The sequence below is a fragment of the Tabrizicola sp. BL-A-41-H6 genome (assembly GCF_050632395.1).
Taxonomy (GTDB): Bacteria; Pseudomonadota; Alphaproteobacteria; order Rhodobacterales; family Rhodobacteraceae; genus JAUYQR01.
Genome location: NZ_CP192600.1, coordinates 1,150,666 through 1,174,161, shown reverse-complemented (window position 1 = coordinate 1,174,161; position 23,496 = coordinate 1,150,666). Strand labels below are relative to the sequence as shown.

At 65.0% G+C, this 23,496-nt stretch carries 23 protein-coding genes; 14 read left to right on the top strand and 9 right to left on the bottom strand.

Going from position 1 to position 23,496, the window contains the following annotated elements:
* The first annotated feature begins 66 nt into the window (after positions 1–66).
* The 5 genes from ACROUL_RS05850 to ACROUL_RS05830 all read left to right on the top strand — a co-directional run bounded on the left by ACROUL_RS05850 (position 67) and on the right by ACROUL_RS05830 (position 4,843).
* Positions 67–636 carry a TMEM175 family protein gene (locus ACROUL_RS05850; protein WP_431298582.1) on the top strand — a complete coding sequence of 190 codons (570 nt, stop codon included), beginning with the start codon at positions 67–69 and terminating at the stop codon, positions 634–636.
* 14 nt (positions 637–650) lie between these two features.
* On the top strand, positions 651–812 hold the full coding sequence (locus ACROUL_RS05845) for a hypothetical protein (RefSeq protein WP_431298581.1): 162 nt from the start codon (positions 651–653) through the stop codon (positions 810–812).
* A gap of 24 nt (positions 813–836) precedes the next feature.
* Entirely contained in the window at positions 837–2,003 is a 1,167-nt protein-coding gene (locus ACROUL_RS05840; RefSeq protein WP_431298580.1) for an alpha-hydroxy acid oxidase, read from the top strand.
* A 78-nt stretch (positions 2,004–2,081) separates the two neighbouring features.
* Positions 2,082–3,458, top strand: coding sequence for an aspartate aminotransferase family protein (locus tag ACROUL_RS05835; RefSeq protein ID WP_431298579.1), 1,377 nt, complete (start codon positions 2,082–2,084; stop codon positions 3,456–3,458).
* Complete coding sequence (locus tag ACROUL_RS05830) at positions 3,455–4,843, top strand: glutamine synthetase family protein (RefSeq protein WP_431298578.1); 1,389 nt, start codon at positions 3,455–3,457, stop codon at positions 4,841–4,843. The genes ACROUL_RS05835 and ACROUL_RS05830 overlap by 4 nt, the downstream gene beginning before the upstream one ends.
* Before the next feature lies 1 nt (position 4,844).
* Here ACROUL_RS05830 and ACROUL_RS05825 read toward each other — a convergent pair whose 3' ends face one another.
* From ACROUL_RS05825 to ACROUL_RS05795, 7 genes are all read right to left on the bottom strand, one after another.
* A complete protein-coding gene (locus tag ACROUL_RS05825) occupies positions 4,845–5,552 on the bottom strand; it encodes a sirohydrochlorin chelatase (RefSeq protein WP_431298577.1) in 708 nt (235 codons plus the stop codon).
* Between the two features lie 30 nt (positions 5,553–5,582).
* Positions 5,583–6,515, bottom strand: a complete 933-nt coding sequence (locus ACROUL_RS05820) for a LysR family transcriptional regulator (protein WP_431298576.1) — start codon at positions 6,513–6,515, stop codon at positions 5,583–5,585.
* A 3-nt stretch (positions 6,516–6,518) separates the two neighbouring features.
* Positions 6,519–7,196 carry a DUF1028 domain-containing protein gene (locus tag ACROUL_RS05815; protein WP_431298575.1) on the bottom strand — a complete coding sequence of 226 codons (678 nt, stop codon included), beginning with the start codon at positions 7,194–7,196 and terminating at the stop codon, positions 6,519–6,521.
* 114 nt (positions 7,197–7,310) lie between these two features.
* Positions 7,311–7,724 (bottom strand): RidA family protein, encoded by a 414-nt coding sequence (locus ACROUL_RS05810; protein ID WP_431298574.1) that lies wholly within the window; start codon positions 7,722–7,724, stop codon positions 7,311–7,313.
* A gap of 12 nt (positions 7,725–7,736) precedes the next feature.
* Complete coding sequence (locus ACROUL_RS05805) at positions 7,737–8,981, bottom strand: flavin-containing monooxygenase (protein WP_431298573.1); 1,245 nt, start codon at positions 8,979–8,981, stop codon at positions 7,737–7,739.
* A gap of 5 nt (positions 8,982–8,986) precedes the next feature.
* Positions 8,987–10,129: an aromatic ring-hydroxylating oxygenase subunit alpha gene (locus ACROUL_RS05800; RefSeq protein ID WP_431298572.1), complete on the bottom strand. Its 1,143-nt coding sequence runs from the start codon at positions 10,127–10,129 to the stop codon at positions 8,987–8,989.
* A gap of 101 nt (positions 10,130–10,230) precedes the next feature.
* Complete coding sequence (locus ACROUL_RS05795) at positions 10,231–10,869, bottom strand: SGNH/GDSL hydrolase family protein (RefSeq protein WP_431298571.1); 639 nt, start codon at positions 10,867–10,869, stop codon at positions 10,231–10,233.
* A 72-nt stretch (positions 10,870–10,941) separates the two neighbouring features.
* On the opposite strand from ACROUL_RS05795, the gene ACROUL_RS05790 reads away from it, so the two are divergent.
* The 8 genes from ACROUL_RS05790 to ACROUL_RS05755 all read left to right on the top strand — a co-directional run bounded on the left by ACROUL_RS05790 (position 10,942) and on the right by ACROUL_RS05755 (position 19,560).
* Positions 10,942–12,057, top strand: coding sequence for a LacI family DNA-binding transcriptional regulator (locus tag ACROUL_RS05790; protein ID WP_431298570.1), 1,116 nt, complete (start codon positions 10,942–10,944; stop codon positions 12,055–12,057).
* Between the two features lie 156 nt (positions 12,058–12,213).
* Positions 12,214–13,530, top strand: coding sequence for an ABC transporter substrate-binding protein (locus ACROUL_RS05785; protein ID WP_431298569.1), 1,317 nt, complete (start codon positions 12,214–12,216; stop codon positions 13,528–13,530).
* Between the two features lie 133 nt (positions 13,531–13,663).
* On the top strand, positions 13,664–14,611 hold the full coding sequence (locus ACROUL_RS05780; RefSeq protein WP_431298568.1) for a carbohydrate ABC transporter permease: 948 nt from the start codon (positions 13,664–13,666) through the stop codon (positions 14,609–14,611).
* Positions 14,608–15,549 (top strand): carbohydrate ABC transporter permease, encoded by a 942-nt coding sequence (locus tag ACROUL_RS05775; protein ID WP_431298567.1) that lies wholly within the window; start codon positions 14,608–14,610, stop codon positions 15,547–15,549. Before ACROUL_RS05780 ends, ACROUL_RS05775 begins: the two co-directional genes overlap by 4 nt.
* Before the next feature lie 106 nt (positions 15,550–15,655).
* On the top strand, positions 15,656–15,844 hold the full coding sequence (locus tag ACROUL_RS05770; protein WP_431298566.1) for a hypothetical protein: 189 nt from the start codon (positions 15,656–15,658) through the stop codon (positions 15,842–15,844).
* Between the two features lie 2 nt (positions 15,845–15,846).
* The gene (locus ACROUL_RS05765; protein ID WP_431298565.1) at positions 15,847–16,941 is read left to right on the top strand and encodes an ABC transporter ATP-binding protein; all 1,095 of its coding nucleotides are present in this window, start codon (positions 15,847–15,849) and stop codon (positions 16,939–16,941) included.
* Positions 16,934–17,926, top strand: coding sequence for an ABC transporter ATP-binding protein (locus ACROUL_RS05760; RefSeq protein ID WP_431298564.1), 993 nt, complete (start codon positions 16,934–16,936; stop codon positions 17,924–17,926). The genes ACROUL_RS05765 and ACROUL_RS05760 overlap by 8 nt, the downstream gene beginning before the upstream one ends.
* Before the next feature lie 11 nt (positions 17,927–17,937).
* Entirely contained in the window at positions 17,938–19,560 is a 1,623-nt protein-coding gene (locus ACROUL_RS05755; RefSeq protein WP_431298563.1) for a dihydroxyacetone kinase subunit DhaK, read from the top strand.
* Positions 19,561–19,572: 12 nt separating this feature from the next.
* Here the strand turns inward: ACROUL_RS05755 and ACROUL_RS05750 are convergent, their stop codons facing one another.
* Together ACROUL_RS05750 and ade are read right to left on the bottom strand one after the other, a co-directional pair.
* Positions 19,573–20,583 (bottom strand): hypothetical protein, encoded by a 1,011-nt coding sequence (locus ACROUL_RS05750; protein ID WP_431298562.1) that lies wholly within the window; start codon positions 20,581–20,583, stop codon positions 19,573–19,575.
* 221 nt (positions 20,584–20,804) lie between these two features.
* Positions 20,805–22,505, bottom strand: coding sequence for an adenine deaminase (gene ade / locus ACROUL_RS05745; RefSeq protein ID WP_431298561.1), 1,701 nt, complete (start codon positions 22,503–22,505; stop codon positions 20,805–20,807).
* A gap of 73 nt (positions 22,506–22,578) precedes the next feature.
* Here ade and ACROUL_RS05740 point away from each other — a divergent pair, with 73 nt between their 5' ends.
* Positions 22,579–23,493, top strand: a complete 915-nt coding sequence (locus ACROUL_RS05740) for a DMT family transporter (RefSeq protein WP_431298560.1) — start codon at positions 22,579–22,581, stop codon at positions 23,491–23,493.
* Positions 23,494–23,496 lie beyond the last annotated feature (3 nt).

The window sequence follows — 23,496 nt, the reverse complement described above, 5'->3', positions numbered from 1 at the left end:
CGACGCAGACGCTTGCTTTTGCCCGGCCCTTACCTAGCCTGACAGCAACCTGGCGGGGGGGCGGCGATGACCAAGGGACGGATCGAGGCGTTTTCGGATGGGGTGATCGCGATCATCATCACCATAATGGTGCTGGAACTGAAAGTCCCTCATGAGGCCAACATCGAGGCTCTGCAACATCTTCTGCCGGTGTTCATGGCCTATGTGCTGTCGTTCCTGAACGTCGGCCTCTACTGGAACAACCACCATCACATGTTCCATTCGGTCAAGCATGTCGGGGGCTGGGTGCTCTGGGCCAACCTGCATCTTCTGTTCTGGCTGTCGCTTCTGCCCTTCGCGACCGGGTTCATGGAGGAAAGCGGCTTCCAGCCGATGCCCGTGGCGCTCTATGGCTTTGATCTTCTGATGTGCGCCGTCAGCTACACGCTGTTGACCATGGCGCTGATCGCCGAACACGGGAAAGACTCGGAGTTTGCCCGGGCGCTTGGGTCAGACCTCAAGGGAAAGCTCTCGCTCGCCTCTTATGTGATCTCGATCCCCATGGCCTATGTGAATGTGTGGGTTTCGCTGGCCCTGATTCTGGGCGTCGCCCTGTCCTGGATCGTTCCCGACCGGAGGTTCGCCCGCCCGGCTTAGTAGGCGCGGCCGCGATGCATGGCGCCGACCGGATCAAGCTTCATATCGAGGCGCGCTGGCGCGACAACCTGGGCGACGCGGGGGTCGACCGGCTCGGCCGTGCGTTCAGTCAAGTAATTGCGCTTTCCGAAGCCTCCGCCTTGCCCCCAAAGCCGCAAGGTGGTAAGAAACACTGACCAATTTTCGCCAGGACTTCCCCAATGCCCGTCATCGCCTGCATCGACGATCTGAAGCAGCTTTACCGCCGCCGCACGCCGAAGATGTTCTACGACTACGCCGAAAGCGGCAGCTACACCGAACAGACCTTCCGCGAAAACACCTCCGATTTCGCCAAGATCCGACTGCGCCAGCGCGTCGCGCGCGATCTGTCCGGCCGGTTGCTGCAAACCGAGATGATCGGCGAAAAGATCACCATGCCGGTCGCCCTCGCCCCAGTTGGCTCCACCGGCATGCAATCCCCCGATGGCGAGATCAAGGCCGCCCGCGCCGCCGCCAAGTTCGGGGTTCCCTACACCCTCTCCACCATGTCGATCTGCTCCATCGAAGACGTCGCCGCCGCCAGCCCGACCCCCTTCTGGTTCCAGCTTTACGTCATGCGCGACGAGGATTTCGTCGACGCCATCATCGAACGCGCCCGCAAGGCGAAATGCTCCGCCCTCGTCCTGACACTCGATCTGCAAATCCTCGGCCAGCGCCATAAGGATGTCCGGAACGGCCTCTCCAGCCCACCAAAGCTGACGATCCCCAACCTTCTCAACATCGCAACCAAACCCGCATGGGCGATGGGCATGTTGCAAACTCCGCGCCGCCAGTTCCGCAACATCGTCGGCCACGTCAAGAACGTCGGCAACCTCTCGGACCTCACCGCTTGGGCCAACGAACAGTTCGACCCGAAGCTCGACTGGTCCAAGGTCCGCCGCATCCGCGACCAGTGGGGCGGCAAGTTCATCCTGAAGGGCATCCTCGATCCCGATGACGCGCGCATGGCCGCCGATTTCGGCGCCGACGCCATAATCGTCTCCAACCACGGCGGGCGGCAGCTCGATGGCGCGGTCAGCTCCATCTCCATGCTTCCGTCCATCGTCCGCGCCGTGGGCGACAAGGTCGAAGTGCATGTCGACGGTGGCATCCGCTCGGGGCAAGACGTGCTAAAGGCCGTCGCGATGGGCGCCAAATCCACCTACATCGGCCGGTCCTACGTCTACGGCCTTGGCGCTATGGGCGAAGCTGGCGTGACCAAGGCGCTGGAGATCATCCAGAAGGAACTCGACATCTCGATGGCGCTCTGCGGCGAACGCGACGTAAAGAACCTCGGCCCGCACAACCTGTTGATCCCAAGGGATTTCGAAGGCGACTGGGTCGCCTGACCACCGCCAAGGCCGGGCGCCCTTGCTTTTTGATCAAATTATCGCGCATAAACGCGGCACAACCACGGATGTCGCACCATGCCCGCTTTGATCGCCGGGGTCCCCGAGGACCGTCTCGCCGCCTTCGCCGCCCGCGAGGCTCGCCGCTTCGCCGCCAGCCGGCCCTTGTCGGCCAAGGCGATGGCAAAGGGATCGGGTGTCTACCTGTCGGGCGTGCCGATGCACTGGATGACCGACTGGCCGATGCCGCACCTGCCGTTGGTGGCTGAAGCCCACGGCGCACGCCTGACCGATATCGACGGCTATGGCATCGACGATTTCTGCCTTGGCGACACCGGCTCGATGTTCGGCCACTCCCCCGCCCCGGTTGCGAAAGCCATCCGCCGTCAGGCACGGCGCGGGCTGACCTACATGCTGCCGTCCGAAGCGGCGCTGGAGGCCGGGCGCCTGCTGACCGAAACCTTCGGCGATTTCCGCTGGCAGATCGCCACCACAGCCACCGACGCCAACCGCTTTGCCCTGCGTGTCGCCCGTGCCGTCACCGGGCGGCCGAAGGTTCTGGTGTTCAACGGCTGCTATCATGGCACGGTGGACGACACGATGGTTACGCTGGCAGACGGAAAGACCGTCACCCGCCCCGGCCTGATGGGGCAGGTCACCGACCTTTCGCAAACCGCCGTCTGCGTCGAATTCAACGACCTCGCCGCCGTCGAAGCCGCCCTCGCCAAGGGCGACGTCGCCGCGATCCTGACCGAACCAGTGATGACCAACTCCTGCATGGTCCTTCCCGCACCTGGCTTCCTCGACGGCCTGCGCAAGGCTGCTACCAAGGCCGGAACCCTGCTCATCATCGACGAAACCCACACCATCTCCACCGGGCGCGGCGGCTATACCCGCGTGCACGGTCTCTCGCCCGATATCTTCGTCGTCGGCAAATGCGTGGCGGGCGGGATGCCCACCGCCGTCTGGGGCCTGACCCCCACCGTGGCCGACCGCTACCATCAGGCAAACGTCAACCGCCCCTCCGGTCACTCCGGCATGGGAACCACGCTCAGCGCCAACCCGATGCAGTTCGCCTGCCTCGTCGCTACCCTGGGCGAGGTGATGACCAAGGAAAACTACGCCCGGATGGAAAAGGGCGCGGCCCGCCTCGCCAATGGACTGGCCGACGCCATCGCCCGCCACCACGCCCCGTGGCACGTCGTCCGTGTCGGCGCCCGGGTGGAATTCATCTGCGCCCCCGGCCCGCTGAAGAACGGAACCGAGGCCGCCCACGCCCACCAGCCCGCCGTCGAAGGTGCGGTCCACGTCGGCCTCCTGAACCGTGGCTCGCTGATCGCGCCCTTCCACAACATGATGCTGGTCAGCCCGGTCACCAAAAAGGGCCAGATCGACCGCCTGATCGCCAGCTTCGACGAAATCCTCACCGACCTCTTTCCGCCGAGCCAGACATGACCCAGACCAGCCCCTCAGGTTCCACCGTGGCGGAAGCCGAAGCCTTCCTCTCAGCCCACCCCGAGATCGAGGCTTTTGACATTATCCTGCACGACGCCAACGGCATCGGGCGCGGAAAAATCATCCGCCGGCACGAGCTTTTGTCCTTTTACAACAATGGCCGCCACCTGCCGATCTCGATCCTCGGCCTCGACATCTGCGGCGAGGATGTCCACGAAACCGGCCTGATCTGGGATCAGGGCGACGGCGACCTGCGCGCCTGGCCCATTCCCGGCACGCTGAAACCCCTGCACAACACCCAACCCCCGCGCGGCGAGGTGTTCATGTCGATGTATTCCCTCGACGGCGTGCCGATGACATCCGACCCGCGCCACGCCCTGCAACGGCAGGTCGACGCACTGGCAGCCGAAGGTCTCTACCCCTCCGGCGCGTTCGAACTCGAATTCTTTCTCCTCGCCCCCGAACGTGACCAGTACGGCAAGATGCAGCCCGCCCGAGACGTGCTGGACGGTCGCAAGTCGAACAAGACCGAGGTCTACTCGGTCGATCACCTGCACGGCATGTTGCCCCTTTTCTCCGACGTCTACGCAGGGGCCGAAAAGGCCGGGATCAAGGCAGAAACCCTGATCTCGGAATACGCCCCCGGCCAGTATGAACTGACGCTCCATTACCGCACCGACGTGATGCAGGCCGCCGACGACCTGATGCGCCTGAAGCGCATCGTCCGCGCACAGGCCCGCGCGCATGGCGTCGTCGCCTGCTTCATGGCCAAGCCGAACGAAGATTACGCAGGCTCCGGCATGCACTTCCACGTCTCGATGATGAACAAGGCGGGCAAGAACGTCTTCGTCGAGGCCGCCGAAGGCGTCTGGAACCCAACCATCCTCCACGCCCTCGGCGGCCTCAAGACCACGATGGGCGAATCGATGCTGGTCTTCGCGCCCCATGCCAACTCATGGCGCCGCTTCGCCAGCCAGTCCTACGCCCCCGTCAGCCCGACATGGGGTGTCAACAACCGCTCGGTGGCCCTGCGCATCCCGGCGGGTGACATCAAGGCCCGCCGCATCGAACACCGCCCCGCGGGCGTCGACGCCAACCCCTACCTCGTCGCCGCCACCGTGCTTGCGGGCATCCGTCACGGCATGAAGCACCGCATCGACCCCGGCCCGGAAACCACCGGCAACGGCTATGAGGACACTGGCGACCACGTCATCCCCGTCGACTGGCGCTCGGCAATCGAGGCCGCCAAAGCCTCAGCCTTCCTAAGGGATGCTTTGGGCGAGGACATGCACCGCACCTTCACCGCCATCAAGGCCGCCGAATATGCGCGTGTCATGCGGACAGTGTCCGAGGTCGACTTCGACCTCTACCTTCACACGGTCTGATTCAAGCGGGCTGACGCCAGCGACACTCCACCGCGCAAACCTCGCGCCCCGCTGAAATCGCCGCCGCGATCAGCGCAGGTACGCGCGGGTCCAACCCCAGTGGCGGCAACACCCGCCCCTCAAACCCGGCCTCCGCCAAGGCGGCCGGAATATCCTCCGTCACATGCCCGCCCGCGGCAGCAAAGAACGGCAGGCAGACCGACCCCGGCCCGAACCCCGTCAGGCTGGCAAGCTGCGGCACCTGGTCGATGAACCCCGCCTCCACCCGCCCAGCCCTGTCCCTTGCAATCAACCGCGCCACATGCCGCGCGATGTCCGACGGCACCGAAGACTTGAACGACCCGTGCGCCGCCAAAATCACATCGCCCCCGCCCGCCTCGGCCACCACCACCCGCGCCAGATCATGCACCGCCACGTCGCAGCCGAACGGCTCCAACACCCGCCAGCCGGCAATCCCCGCCTCCGCCAGCCGCGCCGGAATGGCCACCCGGGTGAACCAGCCGCCCGCCATGAACATCGGAAACACCACCCCCGGCGGCATCGCCCCCGCCGCAGCCGCCAGCGCCCCCGGTTCGGCCAGCGTCGCCGCCCGCACCTCCCACCCCGGCAAGAGCGCGGCCACCCGCGCGGCCAGCACGGCAAGCTCGGCTGCGGCAGGCCCGGGGTCGGACGGTTGGCCATGGGCCACGATAAGCGCGGATCGGATCATCGCCCGAACTTGACGCAGCACCGCCCAACGTCAACCCCCGCCGATCACCAGACCGGGCAGCGTCGCCTCGGTCACCGTCTCGCGGCAATGCTCGACGAATGCGCGGATCGTCAGCGCTGACAGCGCCCCCTCGCTCAGCACCAGTCCCAGCGCCAGCGGCTCTGGCCCCACCAGCTTCACAAAGTGAAGCGGCGTGCCATCCGGTGCCGCAGCCGAGGCGGGCCGGATATTGGCGATGGAATAGCCAAACCCGTTCGCCACCATCGACCGCACCACACCCAGATCCCGCGTGCGTTCCACGACGTTCGGCCGCTGCCCGGTAGGGCGGAAAAGGTCGAGGAAGTAATCTGTCGAAAACGGCAGATCCAGCAGGATCATCGGCAAGGGTGCCAAGTCCGCAGGCGTCACGAAGGCCCGCCCCGCCAGCGGGTGGCGCTCGTGCAGCACGGCATGCGGGGCCAGCCGCAGCAGCGGCACGAATGTCAGGTCCGGCGGAATATCCAGCTCATACGTCAACGCCACATCCAGCCGGGCCGCACGCAGGCCTGCAAAGATTTCCGCCTGATCCAGCTCGAACTGCTGGAACTCCACGTCCGGATGCAGGTCGCAAAAGCTGCGCCGCACGCGCGGCAGCACCATCTGCGCAAAGGTCACAAGGCAGCCCACCGCCACGCGCCCCCGCACCTGCCCCGTGATGCTGTTGGCCAGATCACTGAGCCGCCCGGCAGCCGCCAACACCGCCCGCGCCTCGGCCACGAACTGCCGCCCGCCTTGGGTCAGCGTCAACCCCTGTGCATGCCGCCGGATGAACAACTGCAGGCCGAACTCCTGCTCCAACTGCGCGATCGCCGCCGAAATCGACGGGGACGAGACATTCACCCGTTCCGCCGCCACCGCAATCGACCCCGCCTCGCCCACCGCGACAAGGTATTCCAACTGGCGCAGGGTAAAGCGCAGCGGCATCAGTCAAGCATCGCCCGGCACCCCGTAGGACGGCGCCTCGCGCGGGTCCTTCGCGCGCTGGATATAGGCGGCCATCTGCGGCGCATAGACCTCCCACGCTCGCGCCACCGCCTCGATCGGACGCGCCTCATCAGACCAGTCGCAACGAAGCGATGCCACCGGCCAGCTTTCCCGGTCCACCATCAAAAGCCCCGCCGAATGCACCGGCCCCGCCTCGCCCCCCGCATTGCGCCCGGCCAATAGCGCCGCAATCAGCCGGTCGCCAAGATCACCCACCGCCGCCTCGAACCCGCCGACCATAGCGTCCGGCACGTCCGGGTTGGCCAGAAGGTTGCCCGCCGCGATCACGCCATCGCCCCGCGCATGTCCCCAGACGCCAAGCGTATAGGCGCCGGAGTGAAAACCCGTCCCCCCCGCCGCGTCGACAGCGATCAACTGGCGATACTCCACGAACGGCGCCTCGCTCACCACCCGCGCCACCGCGGCATCCGCATCAAGCCCCTCGCTCATAAGGTCCAGCAGCCGCGGGCCAAGCGCGGGATCGGTGATGTTCTGGCTGGCGGCCACCCCTACCCCCGCCCGCGCATGCGCACAGCGCGCCGCAACAGCAGGCGAGGACGAAGCGGTCACCATGCCGAACCGCCCGGTTTCGGGGCAGCGGGCAAGCAGGGAAAAAGTCATGGCTGGTCTCCTGTGGTTGGCACCGTGGGCGCGTCGCAAGCGACTCAGAAAGCAGCTTTCCCTTTTGCGAAATATCCCACGGGGGTACGGGGGTGTGAAACCCCCGGCGCGGGTTCAGTCTGGAATGACGGCAGTCGCGTCGATCTCCACCAGCCAGTCCGGTCGGGCCAGCGCCACCACCGTCAGCCCGGTGCAGACCGGATGCACGCCGCGAATATACTCGCCCATCGTGCGGTAGACCGGCTCACGGTGGCGCACGTCGGTCAGGTAGACCACCAGCTTGGTCAGATGCTCCATCCGCCCGCCGCATTCCTCGATCAACTGCTTGATGTTCTGCATCACCTTGTGGGTCTGCTCCACCGGGTCATGGCTCCCGATGTTCTGCGCGGTATCAAGGTCTTGCGGGCACTGGCCGCGCAGAAAGATCATCGTGCCGCGCGCGATCACGGCCTGCGCCAGATCGTTGTCAAGCTTCTGTTCCGGGTAAGTGTCGCGCGTGTTGAACGGGCGGATGCGGGTATGGGCCATGTAGGGTTCCTGTCAGGCGGTTGCGGGGGCGTAGGAAAGATAGCCCCGCAGTTTCTGGATATGGTCGACGACGTGCTTGGCATCATGCCACACGCCCCAGATGAAGGCCGAGCCGCGCCGCGCCTGCCACGGCAGGCCAAGGAAATAAAGCCCCGGTTCCGCCGACACGCCGCGCTGGTGGCGCGGGCGGCCCGTGGCGTCCAGCACGTCCAGCTTCAGCCAGCTGAAATCCAGCTCATACCCCGTCGCCCAGATGATCGAGGTGATCCCCTCGGCCTTCAGGTCCAGCGACAGGATCGGCCGCGTCACGCAATCAGGGTCGGGCAGCATCACCCGCGCCTGCGGATCATCCGGCAAATCCACCCCGTTGCGCCGCGCCCACTCATCGGCCTCGTCCAGCACCGCAAGGTAATCGGCATCACCCTTGGCGATGTTCGCGCCAAGGTCCGGCGCGAAGGTCATCACCCCACCCGCAAACCCCGTAGCGCGCCCGACCAGCCGCATCCCTTCATGGGCAAAGCGGCGGAAGTCGACCGTCTTGCCGCCCCCGGCCCCGCTGACCGCAATCGTCACATGCTCGCTCGTCGGCGGCGCCTCGGCGTCCCACTTGTTCAACACGCCCAGCCACCAGACGAAATCGCGCCCCCGGTAGCGTCGTGGCGGACGCCCGTGCGGCCCTACCGACAACGTCACCGCCCGCCCCGCCTGCCGCAGCTCGTCGGCAATCTGCGCGCCCGACGACCCCGCACCCACCACCAGAACGCCACCCGCCGGCAGTTGCCCGGCGTTGCGGTAGCTGGCCGAATGGATCTGCATCACCCCCGCACTTTCCGGCACCATGTCCGGCATCAGCGGTCGCTGGAACGGCCCGGTGGCCGAAATCACATAGCGCGCCTCGATCGGCCCCGCCGAGGTTTCCACCCGGAACCCCGGCCCGTCGGGGTTGCGGCTGACCGAGGTCACCTCGACCCCGCAGCGGATCGGCGCCGCGATCTTCGCGGCATAAGCCTCGAAATACTCCGCCACCTCGTCCTTGCCCGGAAACGCATCCGCGTCGCCCGGAAACTCCAGCCCCGGAAACCGGTCGTGCCACGCCGGGCCGTTCATCACCAGACTGTCCCAGCGCCCGGTCCGCCAGCGTTCCGCGATCCGGTCGCGTTCCAGCACCAGATGCGGAATACCCGCACGGCCCAAATGTTCGCTGGCAGCAACCCCGGCCTGCCCTGCGCCGACGACCAGCGCCTCGATCTTTTCCATGATGCCTACTGCCCGACCCGCGCCGCGATCCACTGCGCGAACTCGAAGTTCGGCCGCTCCAGATGGCTCAGCGCCCCCGGCCCCGACAGCCCTGCGCAAAGGCCCTGATACACCTTCTCGACGCAGCCCTTGTCCTCGATATTCACGTCATCCAGCAGCGCCTTCACCGTCGCCAGATGGCTTTCCGCATCCGGGTCGGCGCACCAATCCGCGCTCATCCCGCCGCCGTAAAGCACGTTGACATGCCCCGGCCCGTCCGGCGTCAGGCACAGATACCAGAAATACCCCGGCGTAAGTGTAATCAGCAGCGCCGGATAGACCGACAACAGCCACGTGATCCGCCGCTGATCACCCTGCAAAGTCGTGTTCGACGGATGCGCCAGCGACAGGGGGATCGTGTCGTTCTTCATGATGTAGTGATAATTGAACGACGGGAACCCCTCAGGGCAGGTCATCTTCATCAGGTCCACCGACCCGCCGATGGTGCCGCTATGGCAGACCGGCAAATGGTAGCTTTCCATGAAATTCTCGGCCAGCACCTTCCAGTTCGTCGCCCAGCGAAACTCCTCGCGAAAGGTTTCGCGGTAGCTTGCCATGTCCAGATAACCGACCAGATTCTCCACATCCTTCAACTGCTCTGCCGGGTCGGGCGCATCCGGGTTCAGCGTGACCATGATCCAGCCCAGCCAGTTTTCCACCCGAACCGTCGGCAGCGCGATCTTGTCCTTGCAGAACCCCTCGTTCAGCCCCATCGCCGGCGCGCCCCGCAAGGTGCCGTCCAGATTGTAGGTCCAGGCGTGATACGGGCAGACGATCGACCGCACATTCCCCCGCCCTTCAAGCAAGGTGCTCATCCGGTGGCGGCAGACATTCGACATGCCGCGCAATGCGCCATCCTTGTCGCGCAGGATGATCACCGGCTCGCCCGCGATCTGCATCGTCAGGTAATCGCCGGGGTTCGGCAACGCCTCGGCCCGGCCCGCGCACAGCCACTCCTTCGCGAAGATCTGCCGCACTTCTGCCTCGGCGAACTCCGGCGAGGTATAGACCGATTTCGGCATCGCCCGCGCCTGGTTGAACGGCACCGCGACGTTGGCGCGCAACTCGTCCAGCGGCGTCATCGGCGTGATCGTGTCATGGCGAGTCATGGCTGGCCCCTCACATTGCAGCCCGCGCAGCTTGCGGCATTTCTGCTTCGGGAAAAAGCAAGAAGATGCACAGCATGGATTAGTTTTAGCCTAACCCGTCGCTAACCGAAATGTCGCCGCACAGCCGCCGCGAACGCATCGGCCAGCACCGGGTTGGCCTCGGCCCCGTAGTGCACCCCGTCGATGGGTGACACCGTCACCAATTCCCCCGCGTCTATGAACGCCACCCCGGTCCGGTCGGCCACCTCCTTGATCCGGCTCGCCAGCAGACGCGATTTCGCCGCCCCGCCAGCGAACATCTCGGCCAGACAGCCCGCCTCCTCCACCGGTGGTGGCGACACCAGAAAAATCCCCGGCGCTGCTCCGTCCGGGCCCGCACCAAACGCCCGGATGAACCCGATGATCCGCTCCAGCGCCAGCGCGATATCCCCCGCGTTCACCGAAAACCGCGGTTTCAGGTCGTTCGTGCCCAGCATTATCAGCACCGCATCCAGCGGCCGGTGCGTCTCCAACAGCGCCGGCAGCACCGTCATCCCGTTGCGATGCGCGCCCTCGATCGGGTCGTCATGCACCGTGGTCCGCCCCGGATGCCCCTCGTTGATCACCTCCCAGTCCGGCAGCAACCGCACCAGACGCCCCGCCCACCGCTCCTCCAGACTGTACCGCCCTGAAAACCCGAGGTGCGGCGCGGGCATCGACCCGTGGGTGTTGCTGTCGCCAAAGAGTAGCAGGCTGCGCATGATATCCTCCCTTTTGCGGGCAGTTGGACAGCCGCTTCCATCGCCGTCAACCCTTGCATCGCAAGGGCGGAAATGATTGACGTACCTCACCCTGCCGCAGATAGTCGGGCAACGGAACACGAGGGTCAGGTGCGTCCTACGGTCAACGATATCGCGCGGGAAGCGGGCGTCAGTCTGGCCACGGTGGACCGGGTTCTGAACGACCGCCCCGGCGTGCGCGACAAGACCATCCGCGCCGTGACCGAGGCGATCGAAAAACTGGGCTACGTCCGTGACCTTGCCGCTGCCAACCTCGCTCGCAGCCGCAGCTACCCATTCGCGATCATGCTGCCCGACACCGAAAGCCAATTCGTTCAAACACTTGCCGATGCTCTGGAGACTGCGGGCAAGCAGGCCGCCACCTCTCGCGTAGAGGTTCGCCTCCACCGCTTTCCCGCCGAAGACCCGCACGCCCTCGCCGCCATGCTCGCCCACCTGCCCGACGACGACTACGCTGGTGTCGCTCTGATGGCCCCCGAAACACCGATCCTCCGCGATGCCGTCCGCTCGCTTCGCGCCAAGGGCCTGCCCGTCGTGGCGCTTGTCTCAGACTTGCCCAACACCGACCGCGACCATTTCATCGGCATCGACAACCGCGCCGCAGGCCGCACCGCCGGTGTGCTGATGGGCCGCTTCCTCGGCGGCGGCCCCGGTCAGGTCATGGTGCTGGGCCAATCCCTCCTGGCGCGCGACACCATCGAACGTCGCCGTGGTTTTGACGAAGTGATGCTCCGGGATTTCCCCAATATCGAGCCTCTGCAAACCCTCGAATCGCACGGTTCCGGCCAGACCTTGCGCCAGATCGTCGCCGAAATGCTCGTGAACGCCCCAGATGTTCGCGGCATCTACGCCATGGGCGACGGCCACCGCGCCCTCACCCAAACCCTTGCTGGCCTTGGACTTTCCGGAGAACTCACGGTCATCTGCCACGAACTTACCCCTCACGCCCGCGCGGCACTCGAGACGGGCGAGATTTCCGCTGTCATCACCCAGAACCTCGGCCACCTAGCCCGCAGCACCTTGCGCGTGCTGCGCGCCAAGGCCGACCGCGCACCGCTTGACGAAGGTCAGGAACAGATTCGCATCGAAATCGTCTTGCGCGAAAACCTTCCGCCCCTGCCCGAAGCCGCCCAGGACACCGCCGCCTGACCCGCCCAAATCGCTTTGGAAAAGCCCGCCACACAAAAATGAGGAACGTACCTCAAAATCACTTTACAGCCCGCCCGACCCACGCTTATGGTCACCGCAATCGAAAGAAGGCCCGGCGTCTGCACGGGTCCATCCATCAACCCCGGGAGGAATGACATGAAAGCCAGATACCTTGCCGCCACGGCGGCGATTGCCCTAGTTACCGGCACATCCGCCAAGGCCGAAGACCTCACCCTCTGCTGGGCCGCGTGGGACCCGGCAAACGCCCTCGTCGAACTCTCCAAGGATTTCGAGGCCCAGTCCGGCCACAAGATGAACTTCGAATTCGTGCCGTGGCCCAACTTCGCCGACCGCATGCTGAACGAACTGAACTCCGGCGGCAAACTGTGCGACCTGATGATCGGTGACAGCCAGTGGATCGGCGCGGGTGCCGAATCCGGCCACTACGTCAAGCTGAACGACTTCTTCGACGCCAACGCCATCTCGATGGATGCCTTCGTCCCGGCCACCGTGACCGGCTACTCCGAATGGCCGAAAGGCACGCCGAACTACTGGTCGCTTCCCGCCTTCGGTGACGTCGTCGGCTGGACCTACCGCAAGGACTGGTTCGAACGCCCCGAACTGCAGGCCGAATTCAAGGAAAAATACGGCCGCGACCTCGCAGCCCCCGGCACCTTCGCCGAACTGAAGGACATCGCCGAATTCTTCCAGGGCCGCGACATCGACGGCAAAACCGTCTACGGCGCCTCGATCTACACCGAGCGCGGCTCCGAAGGCATCACGATGGGCGTGATGGACGTACTTTATTCCTACGGCTTCAAATACGAAAACCCGGATAAGCCCTATGACATGGCGGGCTTCGTCAACTCCCCCGGCGCGGTCGCGGGCCTTGAATTCTACAAGTCGCTTTACGATTGCTGCACGCCCCCCGGCATGTCGAACGCCTACATGGGCGAAGGCATCGACGCCTACAAATCCGGTCAGGTCGCGATGCAGATGAACTTCGCCTTCACCTGGCCAGGGTTCGAGGTTGATCCCAACGTCGGCGGCGGCAAGACCGGCTACCTCGTCAACCCCGCCGGCCCCGATGGCCAGCGCTTCGCCCAGCTTGGCGGCCAGGGTATCTCGGTCGTCTCCTACTCCGAAAAGCAGGCCGCGGCGCTTGAATACATCAAGTGGTTCGCCCAGCCCGAGGTGCAGGCGAAATGGTGGTCGATGGGCGGCTTCTCGTGCCTCCGCGCCGTGGTCGAAGACCCCGGTTTCGCCGCCAGCCAGCCCTACGCGCAAACCTTCCTCGACAGCATGGCCATCGTGAAGGATTTCTGGGCCGAACCCAGCTACGCGACCCTTCTGGCCGACAGCCAGAAACGCTTCCACGACTACGTGGTCGCCGGCCAGGGCACCGCGCAAGAGGCGCTCGACGGCCTCGTGCAGGACTGGACCACCACCTTCGAGGATGAAGGCAAGCTTTAAACCCCAAGGGGCGGGGGACACCCCCCGCCCCTCCTTTCCGCCACCCGCGGTTTGCCCCTCCCCAGCCTTGCCCGCCCACACCGCCCGTTTTGGCGTAGACTGCCGCATGCCCCAAGCCTGAAGGCCGATTCCAATGCCCGACACGCCAGCAGACCGCCTTGCCCTCGCCACGCCCCCCACCCTGGCCCGCAAGGTCCGCGGCCTTTCAGACCGCACCATCGCCTGGATCTTCGTCGCGCCCACCATCCTCCTGCTCTTGGCCATCAACATCTTCCCGCTGATCTGGACGATCCGGCTTTCCTTCACCAACTTCCGCGCCAACCGCCCGAACGAACCCGTCGAATGGGTCGGCCTGCGCAACTACCAACGGATCCTCACCGACCCGGACATCTGGCAGACGATGCAGGCCACCGCGCATTTCCTGATCTGGACCCTGATCCTGCAGGTGGTGATCGGCTTCACCCTCGCCTGGCTGATCAACCGCAAGTTCCGCGGCAACGACCTGATGACCACCCTCATCGTGATCCCGATGATGCTAAGCCCCGCCGTCGTCGGCAACTTCTGGACCTTCCTCTACCAACCGCAGATCGGCCTCATCAACTACGCGGTCGAATTTGTCACCGGAATCCCGGCCTCGTCGTTCACCATGCTCGGCTCGGTGAGCCTCGCGCCCTGGGCCATCGTCATCGTCGACACCTGGATGTGGACCCCCTTCGTGATGCTGATATGCCTCGCCGGCCTGCGCTCGATCCCCGATTACATCTACGAGGCGGCCGAGGTCGACCGCGCCTCGAAATGGCGCCAGTTCTGGACGATGACCATCCCGATGGTGCTGCCCTTCCTGATGCTGGCCGTCCTCTTCCGCGGTATCGAGAACTTCAAGATGTTCGACCTCGTGGTGCTGCTCACCGGCGGTGGGCCCGGCGACACGACGCTCCTCTCCTCGATCGAACTGAAGCGTGAGGCGTTCGAGAAGTGGCGCACCGGCTATTCCTCGGCCTACGCGATCATCCTCTTCGTCACGGTGTTCGGCCTCGCCTCGATCTACGTGAAAGCCCTGAACAAGGTCAAAGAAAGATGAGCGCCTATTCCATCACCGAACCCTCGAAAGCCTCGAAATGGATCGCGGGCCTGCTCGTCACCCTCTACATGGTGATCACCCTCCTGCCCCTGGCATGGATCATCTCCACCGGCTTCAAGACCGGGCCGGACAGCATCAGCTACCCCCCGAAGGTGATCTTCTCCCCCTCGATCGAAGGCTACGTGAACCTCTTCACCGACCGCACCCGCGCCACGCCGGAACAACTGGCCACGATGCCGCCGCCCGACAATTTCGTGGACGAAATCGTCCAGCGACGGGGCGAGGTCGTCACCGGCCCCTCCCGCTTTGGCGAACGCTTCCTGAACTCCATCATCATCGGCTTCGGCTCCACCGCGCTCTCAATCTTCCTCGGCACGCTCGCCGCCTACGCCTTCTCGCGCTTCAAAGTGCCGCTGAAGGATGATCTTCTGTTCTTCATCCTCTCCACCCGGATGATGCCGCCCATCGCCGTCGCGATCCCGATCTTCCTGATGTATCGCCAGCTCGGGCTATCGGACACGCACCTCGGCATGATCCTCCTTTATACGGGCGTGAACATCTCGCTCGCGGTCTGGCTTCTGAAAGGCTTCATCGACGAGATCCCGCGCGAATACGAAGAGGCCGCGCTGATCGACGGCTACACCCGCTTTCAGGCCTTCCGCAAAGTCGTGCTGCCGCAAGCCGCCACCGGCATCGCCTCGACCGCGATCTTCTGCCTGATCTTCGCGTGGAACGAATACGCCTTCGCGGTCCTGCTCACGAGCGGCAACGCCCAGACCGCCCCGCCCTTCATCCCCACGATCATCGGCGTCGGCGGCCAGGACTGGCCCGCCGTGGCCGCCGGGGCGACGCTGTTCCTGCTCCCTGTGATGATCTTCACCATCCTTTTGCGCAAGCACCTGCTGCGGGGCATCACCTTCGGCGCGGTGCGCAAATGACCACACATCATTTCATCTGTCGGAAAATATCCCCGCCGGAGGCACCCGCCGCCGGCCAGAGGAGCCTCCGGCGGGGATATTTGAAGACAGATGAAGGAGCTTTGCCATGCGCGCATTCCTGACCGGCCTTCTCCGCCTCCGCCGTGGCCCATGGGAAAACCTCGCCACCGTGCTGATCGGCCTGGGCGTCGTGATGCTGATGCAACCCTTCGCGCTTTGGGCCTTCACCTGGAGCTTCGTCGTCACCCTGATCGGCACCGTGATGTTCATCGTCACCAGCCACTTCCCGGAATAGTCATGGCCGAGATCGTCATTCGAAACCTGCGCAAGGAATTCGGCGCCTTCACTGCGGTGCAGGGCTCCAGTTTTACAATCAAGGATGGCGAGTTTTTCATGCTCCTCGGCCCGTCGGGCTGCGGCAAGACGACCACCCTGCGCATGATCGCGGGCCTCGAACTGCCGACCTCCGGCCAGATCCTGATCGACGGCGAGGATGTCAGCCAGCGCCCCGCCAGCCAGCGCGACATCGCGATGGTGTTCCAGATGTTCGCGCTCTACCCGCATCTGAACGTGCGCAAGAACATCTCCTACCCCCTCGTCAGTCAGGGCATGCGCCGCGCCGAGGTGCAGGCACGGGTGGCCGAGGTCGCGCGCATCCTCGGCATCGAGGATATCCTCGACAAGCCCGTCGGTGGCCTGTCGGGCGGTGACCGCCAGCGCGTCGCCCTTGGCCGCGCCATCGTGCGCCGACCCAAGGCCTTCATGATGGACGAGCCCTTGGGCGCGCTGGATGCCGAGTTCCGCGAGCACATGTCCGAGGAATTGCGCGCGCTCCATGACCGGATGAAGGCGACCACCGTATACGTCACCCATGACCAGTTGGAGGCGATGCAGATGGGCGACAAGATCGTGGTGATGAACCACGGTGTCGTCGAACAGTTCGGCACCCCGCAGGATATCTACGACCACCCCGCCACCCTCTTCGTCGCCGATTTCATCGGCAGCCCGTCGATGAACTTCCTTGCCTTCGAAGGCCACGCCGCCGCAGGGGCGACCAGCGTGACCCTTGGCGACACCGCGATGACCCTGCCCGAGTTGCAGGAACAGGCAACCGGCAGCCTCGTCCTCGGCGTCCGCCCCGAGCATGTCGCGCTGACCGACGCCAGCCCGTACCGTGGCCGCGTGATCGCCACCGAATACCTCGGCACCACTCAGATCGTCACGCTCGAAACCCCGCACGGCCAGATCAAGGCCCGCACCGCCTCAGGCGATCCCGCCCGCACTGGCGACACCGTCGGCCTCACCCTCAACCCCCGCACCCTGTCGCTCTTCGATGCCACCACCGGCCGCGCCTTACGCACCGCCGCCAACGCCGGGGTCCATCATGGCTGACGTCACCCTCTCGCACCTGTCGAAATCTTTCGGCGCAACCGACGCGCTCCGTGACGTGTCGATGGACATTCCCGACGGCGCCTTCGTCGTCCTCCTCGGCCCGACTGGTGCAGGCAAGACCACCACGCTGCGCCTGATCGCCGGCCTCGACCGCCCCGACACCGGCGACATCCAGATCGGCGGCGCATCGGTCCTGAAAGACACCCCGGCCCAGCGCGACGTGGCGATGGTGTTCCAGCAATACTCGCTCTACCCCCACCTCACCGTGCGCGACAACCTCGCCTTCCCGCTCCGCTCGCCGATCATCGCGATGCCCGAAGCCCAGATCGCCACCGAAGTGCAGAAGGTGGCCGAGGTCCTCCGCATCGCCCACAAGCTCGACAACAAGGCGACCAACCTGTCGGGCGGCGAGATGCAGCGCGTCTCGATCGGCCGCGCCCTCGTCCGCCGTCCCCGCATCTACCTGATGGACGAACCCCTCTCCTCGCTCGACGCCAAACTCCGCGCCGACCTCCGGATCGAGCTGAAACGCATCCACGCCGAACTGGGCGCCACCTTCCTCTACGTTACCCACGACCAGATCGAGGCGATGACGATGGCCACCCATGTCGGCGTTCTCGACCACGGCCGCCTCGTGCAATACGGCCCCCCGCGCGAGATCTACGAAAACCCGGTCTCGACCTACGTCGCCTCGCGCCTTGGCCAGCCCCGCATCAACCTTTTGCCCGCCACGACCTTCCCCGGCGCGCCCGCCAAAGCCACCCAGATCGGCCTCCGCCCTGAACACATCGCCCAAGGCGAAGGCCAGCCCGCCACCGTCCGCCGCGTCGAGCACTTGGGCGACCAGACCCGCCTCCACCTGACCCTCGGCCCCCACGACCTCATCACCCTCTCCGACGCCCACACCCCGCTTCGCCCCGGCGACACGCTGCCCATCCAGCCCCGCAACCCGCTCTGGTTCGACGCCAGCGGCAACCGCATCTGAGGACCATGCCCATGAAACAGTTCATGAATTCCAAGGACTCTCTGGTCACCGAGGCGATCGACGGCCTTCTGCGCACCTCGGGCGGAAAACTCGCGCGCCTCGACGGCTACCCCCACATCAAGGTCGTCACCCGCACCGATTGGGATCGCTCGAAGGTCGCCCTCGTCTCCGGCGGCGGCTCTGGGCACGAACCCTCGCACGCCGGTTTCGTAGGCCAAGGGATGCTCACCGCCGCCGTCTGCGGCGACGTCTTCGCCTCGCCATCCGTCGACGCCGTCCTCGCCGGCATCCTCGCCGTCACCGGCAAACCCGGCTGCCTTCTGATCGTGAAGAACTACACCGGCGACCGCCTGAACTTCGGCCTCGCCGCAGAACGCGCCCGCGCTTTCGGCCTCAAGGTCTCGATGGTAATCGTCGACGACGACATCGCCCTGCCCGACCTGCCGCAGGCCCGCGGCGTAGCCGGCACCCTCTTCGTCCACAAGATCGCCGGCGCAATGGCCGACGCGGGCGCCGACCTCGACACCATCACCACCGCCGCCACCGCCACCATCAAGGGCGCGGTCTCCATCGGCATGTCGCTCGACACCTGCACCGTCCCCGGCTCGCCCAAGGAAGACCGCATCGCCACCGGCAAGGCCGAACTCGGCCTCGGCATCCACGGCGAGGCTGGCATCGAACAGGTTGATTTCACCGGTGCCCGCTCCGCCATGCAGATGGTCGCCGAAAAACTTCTCCCCCACATGGGCGCAGGCGACCACGCAGCCCTCCTCAACAACCTCGGCGGCACCACGCCCCTCGAAATGAGCATCCTGACCGAGGAGCTTGCCCGCTCCCCCCTCGGCGCCCGCACCAGATGGATCATCGGCCCCGCGTCGATGATGACATCGCTCGACATGCACGGCTTTTCCGTCTCGCTCCTGCCGGTCGACGACGCCCGCCTGACAGCGCTCAAAGCCCCCGCCGCCCCGCACGCCTGGCCCGGCCTCGCCCCCTTGGGCGATGTCACTGTGAAACCCCTGCCCGACGGCCTCGCCCCCCTGCAACCCGTCCCTTCCGCCCACCCCGCCCGCCGCGCGCTAATCGACCGCTGCTGCAAGGCGCTGATCGCGATCGAGGCGGACCTGAACCTCCTCGACGCCAAGTCCGGCGACGGCGACACCGGCTCCACCCTCGCCGGGGCCGCCCGCGCCCTCCACGCCGCCCTCGACCGCCTGCCCTTGGCCGACCCGACCCAGCTTTACCGCGCCATCGGCGTCGAGCTTAGCCAGACGATGGGCGGCTCCTCCGGCGTCCTCCTCGCCATCTTTTTCGCCGCCGCCGGCGATGCGTCAGCCTCCGGCAAATCCTGGATCGGCGCCCTCACCGCTGGCCTAGACCGCGTCATGCAGGTGGGAGGTGCCGCCCCCGGCCACCGCACCATGATCGACGCCCTCGCCCCCGCCCTAGCCGCCCTCCCACAGGGAGTGGCCGCCGCCGCCAAAGCCGCCCGCGAAGGCGCCAACGCCACCGCCCAGATGACCCGCGCCAAAGCCGGCCGCGCCAGCTACCTCGCCGCCGACAAACTCAAGGGGCATAACGATCCGGGGGCAGAAGGGGTGGCGCGGCTGCTGGAGGATTTGGCTAAAGGTTAAACTATTTAGGTCTCAGCTCGAAAGGTTCTCAACGAAGCTAACTAGCTTGTCATTCCCATCGCTGGTGTCCATGGCCGAAACACCAAGGAAAAGCGGAGCCTCACGCGAAAAGCGTATTTGGACTCCAAAGCTCTCTGAGTAAGCCAGCTTACGAGCTTCTGGTTCCGTCAAATCCGAGAACACATTTACATAGTTCCCAAAAACACCACGATTGCACCTGCCCGAAATATCAATTCGTTCGCTTTCTCCGTTCAAGACGATCTCAACCAGTCCGAAAGCCGTAAGTTCGGCTTCGCGCCCTTGAGATTCAATTACAGACCAAAACTGAAATCCAGCGCCCTTTGCGTAGCAGAGCATTACCTTCTGATGGCCGTGAAGCGAGTCGCGCTCTCCCTTTACATAGAGAAGTTTGTTTCTTGCCTCAACACTCCAACTTACTCCCGTTTGCCCTCCTGTTATCAAGCCAAGCTTGGTCAGTTGTGGACGATCCAGAAGCAGAATTTCGGAGCCTGGGATGGCTGCCGCGGTTTCAGCGAATTCAGGCCTGATGCCCATTTCGTCAAGATACGTTGATATTCGCGCAGAAATTATTTGCGCGGCTCCGATTTTCTCCAAATCAGGATCCTTGAATGAGAACTGATGGACCCCGAATTCAAACTGCTCAGGCAAAAACCTCAGTCTTCCACCTAAATAAGCAAGAGCTGCAGCGCTGTAGCAGATCCCGCTGTTATGCACCCGATTGGTAACCCAGCAACCATCCCTCTCATAATCAAAGGTCATAGTTCCGACTGAGGTAGAGAACCAGCTTGAACGAAAAATCCGACCGATCCCCATCGCGGCATCCACATCACCACCTGATGAATTAATGTAGACCGTGGTTCGCGGCGGAGGTGAAAGCTTATCGAGAAGGATACTTAGTTTCTTGTCGTCTTCGGGCTGGATCTTGCCAACTGCATTGATGTGAAAGTGGCCTCCGATGAGGCGCTCTAAATCGGTTTGCGGTTCGGCATAGTAAAATTCCATTCAACTCTTCCCCTTTCCCAAATATCCCACGGGAGGTCCGGAGGGTGTGAAACCCTCCGGCGGCCAGCCCCAAGCCCACCGCCAAACTCAAAGCGCCTCCCTCCCCCCTTGTGGGGAAGGACTGGGGGGGGCCTCCCAGAAACCTAACGCCCGGTTAACGCCCCTACCCAACCCCTTGATTTCCCTCACTCCCCCAAACCGTCCCACCGTGGGACACGCCCTCACGGCATCACCTCGAACCGGTCCACATCCACCATCCCCATATCCGTGATTTTCAGATGCGGAATGACCGGCAGGCACAAAAACGCCAGCTGCAGGAACGGCTCCTCCAGCACGACCCCCAGCCCCTTCGCCGCCGCCCGGAGCGCCACCAGCTTCTCCCGCACCTCCTCAAAGCTCAGCAAACTCATCAGCCCCGCCACCGGCAGCGCCAGTTCCGCCAGCACCCGCCCCCCCTCGACCACCACGAACCCGCCCTCGATCTCGCCCAGACGGCTCACCGCCAGCGCCATGTCGTCATGCCCAACCCCCACCACCGCGATGTTGTGGTGGTCATGGCAAACGGTCGACGCGATCGCCCCCCGCTCCAACCCGAACCCCTTCACGAACCCCGTCGCGATGTTGCCGTTCACCCCGTGCCGCTCCACCACCGCGATCTTCACCAGATCTCGCGCCACATCCGGCCGCTTGTCGCCATCCACCGGCGCGATATCAAAGGTAAGATGCTCGGTGATGATCTTGCCCGGAAGGATCTCGATCACCGGCGTTTCCACCCGGTTGCCCCCGGTCCGGAAACTGCCCGCCGTCACCACCGGCGCCTTGACCGACCGCCGCGCCACCGGCTCTGTCCACTCCCGCGCCGCAAAGGCGGCCGCATCCGCCACCACCCCCCGCGCCAGCACCAGCGACGCATGACACCCCGCAAGGCTGTCTATCACCGCGATATCCGCCCGCTTTCCCGGCGCAATCAGCCCGCGATCCTTCAACCCGAACGCCTCCGCCGCCGACAGGCTCGCCGCCCGATACACTGCCAACGCCGGCGCCCCCAAGGCAATCGCCGTGCGGATCATGTGGTCCAGATGCCCATGCTCGCCAATGTCCAACGGGTTCCGGTCATCCGTGCAAAGACAGATGTAGGGCGAGAACCGCTCGGTGATCAGCCCGGCCAGCGCGTGCAGGTCCTTCGACACCGAGCCCTCGCGGATCAACACCCGCATCCCCTTGCACAGCTTCTCCAGCCCTTCGTCGTACGTCGTCGCCTCATGCTCGGTCCGGATACCAGCGCTGATATAGCCGTTCAGGTCATTGCCGCGCAGCAAGGGGGCATGGCCGTCGATATGCCGGCCCCGGAACGCTTCCAGCTTCGCAAGACATCCCGCGTCCTTCATCAGAACGCCGGGATAGTTCATGAATTCCGCCAGCCCGATCACGCCCGGATGATCCATCAGCGGCACCAGATCGCCCACCTCCAGCCGCGCGCCCGTCGTCTCCATATGGGTCGAGGGCACGCAGGACGACAGGTTCACCCGAATGTCCATCAAGGTCTGCACGGCGCTTTCCAGAAAATACCGGATGCCCGGCACCCCGCATACATTCGCAATCTCATGCGGGTCGCAGATCGCCGTCGTCACCCCGCGCGGCGTCACGCAACGGTCAAACTCATGCGGCGTGACCAGCGACGATTCGATATGCAGATGCGTGTCGATGAACCCCGGCACCAGCACCTTGCCAGACACATCCAGCACCCGCGCGCCCGAATACTCGCCGAACACTCCCACGATGGTGTCGCCGCAGATCGCCACGTCGGTTTCCACCAGATCACCGGTGATCAGGTCGAACACCCGCCCCCCTTTCAGCACCAGATCGGCGGGCACCAGCCCCCGTCCTTGATCAATTCTGTCGGCTAGGGTGCGATGGGGCATGGCATTCTCCTTTCAGGTAGGGAAGCTTAAGCGTGACCGCCCGTCCAGCCTGAAACCACTCCGAAAGCCCCCCATGCGTCCCCTGCGCGGCATCGCCCTGAAACTCGCCTCCGTCCTTGTCTTCATCGTGATGGCCTCGCTGATCAAGGCGACGGCGCAGCACGTCCCCGCAGGGCAGGCGGTCTTCTTCCGCTCTGCCTTCGCCATCCCGGTGATCGTCGCCTGGCTCGTCTGGCGGGGTGAACTTGCCACCGGCCTCAGGGCAAACGCGCCAATGGGCCACCTATGGCGCGGCGTCGTCGGCACGCTGGCGATGGGCCTCGGCTTCGCCGGGCTTGCCTACCTGCCCCTGCCCGAGGTCACCGCCATCGGCTACGCGGCCCCGCTTCTGACCGTCGTCTTCGCCGCGATGTTTCTGGGCGAGGACGTGCGCGCCTTCCGCATCTCGGCCGTTGCCCTCGGCATGACCGGCGTCCTTATCGTCCTCGCCCCGCGCCTTTCGATCAGCCCCGACAAGGCAGGCACCACCGAGGCCTTCGGCGCGATGCTGGTCCTCGGCGGCGCGGTGTTCGCAGCCCTCGCTCAGGTGTTCGTCCGCAAGCTCGTCTACACCGAAAAGACCGCCGCCATCGTCTTCTACTTCTCGCTCACCGCCACGGCCCTGTCGCTCATCACCCTGCCCTTCGGCTGGGTCTGGCCCACGCCCACGGAATCCGGCCTCCTCGTCACCGCCGGCCTCCTCGGCGGCCTTGGCCAAATTCTCCTCACCTCCAGCTACCGCGAGGCCGACGCTTCGCTGGTCGCACCCTTCGACTACGCCTCGATGATCTTCGCGCTATTGATCGGCTACTTCGCCTTCGCCGAAATCCCCAGTTGGACGATGCTCGGCGGTGCCGCGCTCATCGTCACCGCAGGCGTCCTGATTATCTGGCGCGAACGCCAGCTTGGCCTCGAACGGGCAAAACAGCGCAAGGCAATGACCCCCTGACCC